The organism is Granulicatella sp. zg-ZJ, assembly GCF_010892355.1.
Classification (GTDB): Bacteria; Bacillota; Bacilli; order Lactobacillales; family Aerococcaceae; genus WM01.
The window spans coordinates 80073-90821 of the sequence record NZ_WNJY01000005.1; the positions used below are offsets into that span (position 1 = coordinate 80073).

General features: G+C 35.6%; 5 protein-coding genes. All 5 read left to right on the plus strand.

All coding sequences use genetic code 11. The annotated features are described in order from the left end of the window. Positions 1-8 precede the first annotated feature (8 nt). Positions 9-2993 carry an McrB family protein gene (locus GMA11_RS02820; RefSeq protein WP_370516568.1) on the plus strand — a complete coding sequence of 995 codons (2985 nt, stop codon included), beginning with the start codon at positions 9-11 and terminating at the stop codon, positions 2991-2993. Positions 2994-3008: 15 nt separating this feature from the next. Further along, positions 3009-4319 (plus strand): McrC family protein, encoded by a 1311-nt coding sequence (locus GMA11_RS02825; RefSeq protein WP_163545696.1) that lies wholly within the window; start codon positions 3009-3011, stop codon positions 4317-4319. After that, a complete protein-coding gene (locus tag GMA11_RS09185) occupies positions 4316-5050 on the plus strand; it encodes a hypothetical protein (protein WP_205422869.1) in 735 nt (244 codons plus the stop codon). The genes GMA11_RS02825 and GMA11_RS09185 overlap by 4 nt, the downstream gene beginning before the upstream one ends. 453 nt (positions 5051-5503) lie before the next feature. Beyond that, positions 5504-6280, plus strand: coding sequence for a hypothetical protein (locus GMA11_RS02835; RefSeq protein ID WP_163545697.1), 777 nt, complete (start codon positions 5504-5506; stop codon positions 6278-6280). A 415-nt stretch (positions 6281-6695) separates the two neighbouring features. After that, positions 6696-10749: Cna B-type domain-containing protein (locus GMA11_RS02840; protein WP_163545698.1), on the plus strand; the 4054-nt coding region annotated here is incomplete at its 3' end.

Genomic DNA, 10749 nt, shown 5'->3' on the forward strand with positions numbered 1-10749 from the left:
TCTGGATTGTGGCAGCGTTATTAGCAGCGGAACAGTATACGATGAAATCGAGTGCGACACGTGAAGATATATTCTTTAAGAAGTCGGATATAGTAAAGAAAGCTCAATCATTGATAATAAATAAAGTTGATTCTGTTAGAGTGCTATGGTGGGTTAATTCCGATAATGAAAAGCATATACAGAATTATTTGAGAGCGGATTCAACGGTTGATTCTACTTCAAGACGACTTTCAATGATGGATGAGTTTCCTGATAAAATGTATCCTACGGTATTAAGTATGTCAGATAAGTTTGATATAAACGGTCTCCAAATGACAATGGAAGAATTATTTTTCTTTGTTGAGAAGCAGTACCAAGAGGTGATAAAGAAAATGGTAGCAATTGATATCGATTACAAAGGAGTATTGGATTACTTGGGGAATAACCAGGAAGTTCCATATTCAAATCCAGAGGCAGTCGGCGTTGATCCAGTAGAAAAGGATAGACTACTTAAGGTTAAAGAAAAAGGACAGGCAGCGGTTGCTGAAATGAAAAAGATGGCAGCGAGTTGCGAGCAATTGTTCGGCTTGGATAAATGTTTGCCTATTTCTTGGCTGGATGGCTCAAACACGAAGACTAGAAAATATCTCTGGGCGCAGATAAAATATAAGGATTACGCAGCTAATCCTACTAGTATTTCTTTGTTTGTTGAGAAAGACAATGGTATGACAAGATACCGCATTAGTTTGGAAATAAAGAATGATGGCACTGATAAGAAAACGATGGCATTATACCATTCTCATTTAGATATTCCGAAAGAAGATGGAATGGTTTATGTGTCTGGAAGTGACGAGTGGGGAAATCCAGCAATCATTACAGACTCGGTAGATCAGATCAAAGCAAAGATTGATTTAGGTGAAATTCGAAAGGTTCAACTTTGTGTTTATGTTGAGTCAGCAGAGGGTAAAACAAACGAACAATATGACACTGATGTAATGGCCGCAGTAAAGAAGATCATTCCATATTACGAGCATGTCATTGGAAAATTCTCTACACAATCAACTGGCCGTGCATGGCTGTTAACATGGAATCCTGCAAGCTGGAATTGGACAAACTACAAAACATGGTGTAAAGATACAAAGCTTGGAAACAAATTTGTTGAGTCTTGGACTTGTGCAAGTAAGCAACCTACTGTTGGTGATGAGATTTTCTTGATTAAGACAGGTTCTAAACCTAGAGGAATTCTTGCTCATGGATATGTAGTGAAAGGCGCTTATGAAGCAGATCACTACGATCCTGAAAAAGCTGAAGCAGGAGTTAAATCTAATCACATAGATACAGAATATGACTGGATTCAAGATTATGATACAGAATCAATGTTGATGCAGGATGACCTTAAAACTACACTTCCTGACCAGCAGTGGAGTCCAATGGGATCTGGTATCGAGATTAAATCGAGTGTTTTACCAGAATTGAAAAAGATGTGGTTAGAACTAATTGGCAAGAAAGCTGACGACGTTACATACTGGCCAAGTTTAGAAGAATATGATCCGGGAATCACAAAAGAGAAGTGGACCGAATTGCTTAATAATCCGGATGTTACAAATAAAGATAGCCTAAAAATGTTCAAGATGATACTTGAACTGGGTGGGAAATCTACATGTGCTAATCTTGCTGAAATCTATGGAGGTTCAGCTGGTTCATATAATAACTGGGGACGTATCTTTGGTGAGAGAGTACATAGAAAGACGAATTGTCCACTTTGTGTTGATGGAGGTCGTCAGCGCTATTACACAGTTCCGTTTGTTGGGAGATATGTAGTAGAAAAGGGTAAACGTAGATACTCTTGGAAACTTAGAAACGAATTGGGGGAGGCATTAAAGGGAATGGATTTATCTCATATTGATCTTACAACGGAGGAAGAATCAGTAATTGCATACGATAAAAATATGATCCTGTATGGCCCTCCAGGAACAGGTAAAACATACAGCACTGCAATTTACGCTGTGGCTATTTGTGATCAGCTTGATCTGGATAGTGTAAAAGCTATGGATTATGACGAAGTGATGATTCGTTATCGTGAACTGCTGGATACAGGTAGAGTGGCGTTTACTACTTTCCATCAGTCTTATGGATATGAGGAATTTATCGAAGGCATCAAACCAGTATTGAATTTTGGAGATGACATAGGATATACGATTCAAGATGGAGTTTTTAAAGCATTTTGTAAAGGTGTAACTATGCCAGAGAGTAATGAAATTGATCGTAATGCTAAAGTGTCGAAAGTTGTGCTTGAATCTGGTGATTTAGTTCAAAATAATAAGGTGTCATCAAATAAGAATTATGTGTTTATTATCGACGAGATCAATAGAGGAAATATCTCAAAGATTTTTGGTGAATTGATTACGTTGATCGAAGACACTAAGAGAGAAGGAATGGATGAGCAGGCTGCGGCAGTTCTGTCTTATTCAGGAGATCTGTTTAGTGTTCCGTCTAATGTATATATTCTTGGAACAATGAATACTGCAGATCGTTCGATTGCTTTAATGGATACTGCCCTTCGTAGAAGATTTCAGTTTGTTGAGATGATGCCAGATGCGAATGTACTCAGAGATATTAGTGCTGACAAGGTAGATGATCTTGATGTTGTAGAAATGCTTGAAAAGATTAATGAACGTATTACTTTCCTCTATGATAGAGAACATACAATTGGTCATGCGTTCTTTACAAAACTTGCAAAAGATCCAACAATAGAAACCCTAAGGGCAATCTTCGAAAATTCTGTTATTCCGCTTCTTCAGGAATACTTCTATGAAGATTATCAGAAGATCCAGTTGGTCCTTGGTGATAATGGAAAGACAGATCCTTCAACGAAGTTCATTCTTGACGAAGAGGTTAAAGTCAAAAGTATATTCAAGGGCAATGCAGATGATGTTGTTGATCTTCCTGACAAGAAATACACCATCAACAGTGAGGCATTTGATAACCTTGAAAGTTACAAACAGATTATATAAAGCGTGGTGAGATAAATGGATAAATTGCTAGAGGTGAGAGAGTTTGATACTATTACCGGAAATGTTGATTTCGAAAATGATGAAAAATATAAATATCTTGATACAGCGACTTTCCATAACCTTGTGGAATTTATCCATGAATTCTCAGGAGATGAAAAAAATGCTGATGCATTGGATTTTATGCACATTTCTTATAAACGTAATGTTGGTGATATCGTAACTATCAAGAATTATGTAGGTTTGATCCAGATGAATAGCGGTTATCAGATACAGATACTTCCTAAGATTAGCTTTGATTCTGGAGAAGACACTGGTAATAAGGAAACAAAAAGAATATTCCTGAAGATGCTAAAAAGCATGAAGGATTTTCCTAGTAAGGTATTTAATGATTCTAGTTTAAAAGTGGATCGCATGAATCTCTATGAGATTTTTATAAATATGTATCTGCAAGAAGTACGACAGCTGGTTAAGCGTGGCATTAAATCTGCATATGTTGGACAAGAAGATAATCTCAAATTCTATAAAGGGAAACTTCTTACAAGCCAGCACATAAAAACAAACATGGCGCATAGGGAAAGATTCTATGTTGCCTATGATGAATTCCATCCAAATAGATCAGAGAATAAACTTGTCAAAGCGACATTACTTAAATTACAGAAGTTGACAACGAGTACTGAAAACTCAAAAGAGATTAAACAGTTGTTGACAACATTTGAAATGGTGGAACCTTCAACGAATTATACGAAGGATTTTTCACAGGTGAAAATTGATAGAAATACGAAAGACTATGAAATGCTTATGCAGTGGTCTAAGGTATTTCTTATGAATAAATCATTTACAACATTCTCTGGTAAGAATACATCAAGGGCATTGTTATTTCCAATGGAGAGTGTATACGAAAGTTATGTAGTGCAGCAAATAAAGAAGGTGCTAGGACCGGCAGGCTGGGAAGTGTCAAGTCAGGACAAAGGATATTATTTGTTCATGGATCCAAGACGCCAGTTTGCGCTGAGACCAGATATCGTTTGTAAGCGTGGTGATAGAATCGTCATAATGGATACCAAATGGAAAAGCCTCATCAATAGTGAACACGCCAATTATGGTATTTCTCAAAGTGATATGTATCAAATGTATGCTTACTCTAAGAAATATGAAACATCAGAAATCTGGCTTCTCTACCCATTAAATGATGAGATGCGTGATTATTCTGATATAGAATTTGAATCTGGCGATGGAACAACAGTCAGACTGCATTTTGTTGATCTGACACGTATGCCAGAAACGCTGGAAGAATTAAGAGATAAGCTGGAGGTGATTGAGTCATGACAATCGAGGAAAAAGTAATAGAAGTCATCAATGACTATGTCAGCTCAAATGGAACTACATCAAAGATGACGCCGGATCAATTGTACAGTCTTGTGACAGCTACATATCCTATGAACAGGAACAGCTTTTTGCCGGCAGATTATTGCTATAACAGAACTAATGAAGGTATCGATTTTGAAAAACACTCACATCTTTTTGAAAGAACTGATGACGGAAACTATCTTGTTTTAGGTGAAGACTATCTTTATTCTGGACCTGTATATTACAGATGTAGAGGTGAAAAGGAAGATAGTATACGAGGCGTATGGACTAATGGCTCATTTGAAGAAGGTGCTGCAGTTGTAGATACGATAGCACTTCGCCTTAATGACCTGTTTGATGGGATTAAAAATACACTTAAGTTAATTCCGGTAACTGTATCAGCAGAAAAGAATATCGTTTCAGTAGGCATTCTAGAATTGTTGGTATACGGAATTAGTGTCGAGAAAGAAGTGTATAAGATATTCAATGTTACTTCTGACTGGGCACAAAAGACCTCTTATCACTGCGATGAAGCTAAAGATGGCACGTGGTTCTATTATCTGGAAACAATCGATGAGTGTATTGGTGAAGTGAAACGCCTTGTATCATTTGAAATTCAGAAATCTGGACAGGCTAACCATACAAGTGAAGTGAGTCAGATGGTTTCTCCTACGACCTTTGAAAATACATATACACATTTTGTTGAGTAGGCAGATAGAAATGCTGAATCAAAAAAAGCACAAGGTTTAAAGATTCCTTATGTTTTTAAGGAAAGACCGATTTGTGATGGGCAGATTTTAAAGGACAGTATGGCCAAGGTACTTCAAGTGTGACACCTTATATGAATTGGTGGGTGGTATCGATATACTGCCTTTTTGAGAATGGAAATATCATCATGTGTATTGAGGAAGAAAGATATGCTCATTTAAAGAAAATTCAGATCAAACCATTACGATATAGTTTGATTGGTAATAAGAAGGTGAACACTGCGGTGTTCTATGCAGTACATAAAACTTATGTAGATTATGGAGAATTATATGAAAAGTTCCTCCAGGTTTGCGAAGAGATAATGAGGTTAGGTTTAAAGTAAGATCGTTTAGTAGGAGACTTCTTACAATGACTATTTAATATGCGTATACATATCAAGTAAGGAGGACTAATAGATGAATTATAAAGAAACAGGTTTTAGACCGTTTTATCAACACTTTTGTGTATTACCAATAACAAAGACAACGAAGGCTGCTCTTGTTGATTTCCCTGGTGCAAAGAAAGCAAATGGTGTACTTACCTACGGCTACTATGATAGTGAAGATGGATTGACATTAGAAGTAATTGCAGCAGCACAAATAAAGGACGGAAATGCAAGCTTTTGGGAAACATCTAAAGAAACAAGATCCTTTATTAGAGTAGGAGCCGTCGCTGAAGATGATTTCCTTTTCTTTGCAGATGAGGATAGAAGCTTAGCGAATCGTTATGAGGATAAAATCGAGATGCTTCATTATTATGATGCTGATGAAGAAGTTGAAAAAACAAGAGAAATGTCTTTCCTAGATAGTTGTAGACATGAAAATTATATTGACGATATCCTTGTGTATCTGTGTAAGGAGGGCAATCAGCCAGAAGGTTGCTGGACGAGAATTATCGGTCTTGGAGATCATTTCTTTATGGGAATTCTCTTAAACGAGCCAGATCAGGATTTTGGTTATCACGTAAGTAAGATGTTAAATTATGTTATTTCTGTTATTGGTTTATCTGTAGTTATACCATTAGCGATTAGTTTTTCTACAGCAGTTATTAATATGTTTAATTCGAATATTAAGGCAACAGATCATATGCAATTACTTAATAATACTATAGCAGATAAGATAGTTTATATATTAGTAATTGTGTTACTTGCTATTCCAGTTTGGAATAGCAAAATAGAAAAATTGAATAGTTAAAATCAAATACTTGAGTTATAGTTTCAAGTCTTTATTCATATATTTATTATAGAACTTCTTTTTTTGAATACTCACTACAATCACAATAAGATAAAATTTCTATAATCTTTTAACAATATACAGTATTTGCTGCTTTTTTCATAAATTTTAAGACTTATATTATTAAGACCTGATATTTTTAAAACAAACAAAAAATACAGAATAAAATATTCGTTCTACTACATTAACATATTCCCTGAATAACTTCTATTGTTGATACATTTCAAAAAAATGTCAAAATGATGAATTAGACAATAAATTGTAAAGTTTTTCCGAATAAATCCTTGACAAATTACGGATGATTGGTCGTATAATATGTGTAATAATATATTCAAATTTTTATCAAAAAATAAAGTATAAAAGGAGTATGCACAATATGAGTACAAAAAGTTTAAAATGGCATTCAGTATTTGTGATTTTTTTCACTTGCTTGTTTTGTATGAATTTGAAAACGATTTATGCTACAACAGTTACTGTTAATACTCAAGATGAACTTATTCAAGCATTGGAATCAAATAGCGATAATATTCTAATTAATTCTTCTTTCGAAATATCTCGTTCTATTGATTTATCCCAAAAAACAGTTGAAATAACAGCATCTGATGGTGTTGAATTAACAACAAACGGTTTGATAGAGAATATGTTTATCGCTTCTGGTGGACAAGTTACTTTTGAAAATATTCGTCTTAATGGGAATAATCAATCTCGTTTATTTCTTGTTACTAATGGTGCAACATTAACGCTAAAAAATACCATTGTAAAAAAAGGAACGACTCAATTATTTGAAAAGAACATAATAGATACTGTAAATAAACAACGTTATAGTGGTGGAGCTATTTTTGCGGAGCATGCAACATTAAATTTAGAAAATGTTGAATTTATAGAAAATACAACTAAAAAAGATACCCCTGTCGTTGAAAAACCGGGTGATCCTATTTTAGCCCCTCACGGTGGAGCGATTTATGCTGGAACGAGTACGATTAATATTGTAGGTGGACGCTTTAGTCATAACAGATCAGGATCTTCACCAAATGGTTCAAATGGAGAAGGTGGAGCGATCAAACTAGAAGGTGGATCTAAACTTTATATTAATAAAGATGCAGCTTCAACTGATAAAACTACTACGGTATTTGAAGAAAATAGCAATGATGATTGGCAAACAAAAGGTGGATATCAAGGTGGAGCTATTGAAGCAACTGATAGTGAAGTTGTTATTTATGGAACAACATTTAAAGTTGCTGGTCCATTTAATACTGGAGGAGCTATTAAATTTGAAAATGTATCTCATGCTGAAGTTCATCATTCTAATTTTACTTTATTAGAGGGAAAAGGGGAAATTGGTGTTGCAGGTGGAGCAATTACTTCAGAAGGATCACATTTGACAATTTCCAATACAACTATGTCTGTAGGAGATGGCACACGTGTTAAAGAAGCAGGTGGGTTAATCCAAGTTGTTGGAAGTGGAACATTTAATTTAATCGATTCTACTTTAGAAGGTCGTGGAGCATTTTGGAATGCAGGAAAATATACTGCTAAATATGGTGGAGCTATTTCATTTTATACAGGTAGTACCGTTACTGCTAAAATAGAAAATACAACTATTCGTAATTTTATGGCAGATGTATCAGGTGCTGCTATTGCGATTTCAAATCAACGAGATGAAGTATCTGGTGTTGATTTAACTTTGAAAAATACGAGATTGATGAACAACGCAGCTTATACATGGGGAAATTTGTCATATGGTGGTGGCATGTTTATAGGACCAGGTAATACCGTGTTTATGGAATCAGGCTCTATAACTGGCGGCACGGCTTCCAATAATGCGGGTGCTATTTATAATCAAGGTAATTTAACATTAACAGGCGGTGTTAATATATCAAATAATGTAGGTTACCAAATGGTTGGCGGTATCTATAATGCAGGGTATTTAAAAGTAGATAATGCCATTATACAAAACAATACAAAAGGAGATTGGTCTGTTGGCAATTCACACCACTTAAAACAAGGAGAATTAAGTGGCGAAAATATTTACGCTGCAAAAGATGTGATTATCACGCCAAATGCAACCATTCAAGGTGGAGATGTTCGTGTTTTAGACGGGCAATCTTCGATTATTTTAACGGGTGCATTAACGAAACCGATTAATGTTTCTATTAGTGAAACACCTAAATTGATAGCTACCGGTATTGCTACGGGATATATTGAAAATGCCAATCGTCACGTTGGTTATGTTGTTGCTAGAGGGGCGAATAATAATGAATTTGCAAATGAAAAATTAAATACAAATGCTTATGAAGCGACTAGTGAAGATGCTAAGTTATTACATTATGTAAGTAAAGACACTACTCAACCGATTGCACCACTTTCAGATCATACAAGTGTTGGAATGTGGGATTTTGTATTAAACCCAATGACTAAGCAAGTTGTTTTAGGACAACGTGCTAAAATGATTTATCATGCAAATGGCGGAACTTTTGATTCAGGGACGGAAAAAGAGTTTTTATATACAATATATAGTTCAACTGATCCTTGGACAGATATTCCACAATTAAAATTATTGGATGACACTTCTCAACCGACACGTCCAACGTATGCTTTAGTCGGTTGGTATAATCATCATGCAGATGGCACAGAAGATAATAATCCAATAACAGATGCAGAAATAGTAGCAAATAGAGATGCCAATCCATTCGATTTTTCATTACGATTTGCATCTGGAACAACACCGATTACCAATATTATCACTCCAAATGTATTGCATGCGTATGCAGGATGGGAAAAACAGATACAAGTTCAAGTTACAAAACAATGGGCTAGTCGTGTTAAAGAAACGAGTGTTACTGTTCAATTGTATAAAAATGGTAATCCAGAAGGAAACCCTGTTCAATTAACAGAAAATGGAAATTGGACATATACATTTATGAAGCTTCCAAAATATAAATCGGAAAATTTAGAAAATGTATACACAGTGAAAGAAGTTGGGGAAGAGAACAATCGAGTAACAGTAGGTGACCATACATATACTGTTAATGTGGAAGGAAATCAAGAAAATGGCTATACGATAACCAATACGTATGTACCAGGAAAAACGGAGTACACTGTAAACAAAGTCTGGGTGAATGGACCAACAGAAAAACCAACGATTTCAGTACAGTTGTATCAAAATGGAGCAGTTTATGGTAAAGCCGTAGAATTGACTTCAGGTACAACAAGCCATACATGGCGTGATTTACCAGCAACAGATAATAGTGGAGTAGCTTACACCTATACAGTAGATGAAGTTAACGTTCCTGCAGGGTATGAAAAAGCAGTTGTAGATAATACTATCACGAATACGTATGTACCAGGAAAAACGGAATACACTGTAAACAAAGTCTGGGTGAATGGACCAACAGAAAAACCAACGATTTCAGTACAGTTGTATCAAAATGGAGCAGTTTATGGTAAAGCCGTAGAATTGACTTCAGGTACAACGAACCATACATGGCAAGACTTACCAGCAACAGACAGTAGTGGAGTAGCTTACACCTATACAGTAGATGAAGTCAACGTTCCTGCAGGGTATGAAAAAACAGTTGTAGATAATACCATCACGAATACGTATGTACCAGGAAAAACGGAATACACTGTAAACAAAGTCTGGGTGAATGGACCAACAGAAAAACCAACGATTTCAGTACAGTTGTATCAAAATGGAGTCGTTTATGGTGAAGTCGTAGAATTGACTTCAGGTACAACAAGCCATACATGGCGAGACTTACCAGCAACAGATAATAGTGGAGTAGCTTACACCTATACAGTAGATGAAGTGAATGTTCCAGAAAACTATACGAAAACCATTTTAGGTAATACGATTACAAATACGTATGTACCAGAGAAAACAAGAGTTAGTGTTACAAAAGTGTGGCGTGGAAATGTCAGCGAAAATAGTGTACAAGTACAGTTATATAAAAATGGAGAAGCAATGGGTACTCCTGTCACCTTAAACGAATCTAATCAATGGAAATATGAGTTTACAGATTTGTTCGTTGTAGACACTCCGGAACAAGTAACACCAAATGTATACACAGTGAAAGAAATTGGTGAAGCTAACAATCGAGTGACAGTAGGAGACCACACATATACGGTTAATACAGAAGGAACGCAAGCAAATGGCTATACGATAATAAATACCTATGTTGAGCCAATCAAACCAACACCACTACAACCAGGTAAAACAACTGTAAGTGTCACAAAAGTGTGGCGTGGAAACGTCAGCGAAAATAGTGTACAAGTACAGTTATATAAAAATGGAGAAGTAATGGGTGCTCCTGTTACCTTAAACGAATCTAATCAATGGAAATATGAGTTTACAGATTTATTAGTCGTAGATACTCCAGAACAACCAACACCGAATATCTATACTGTGAAAGAAATTGGGGAAGCTAACA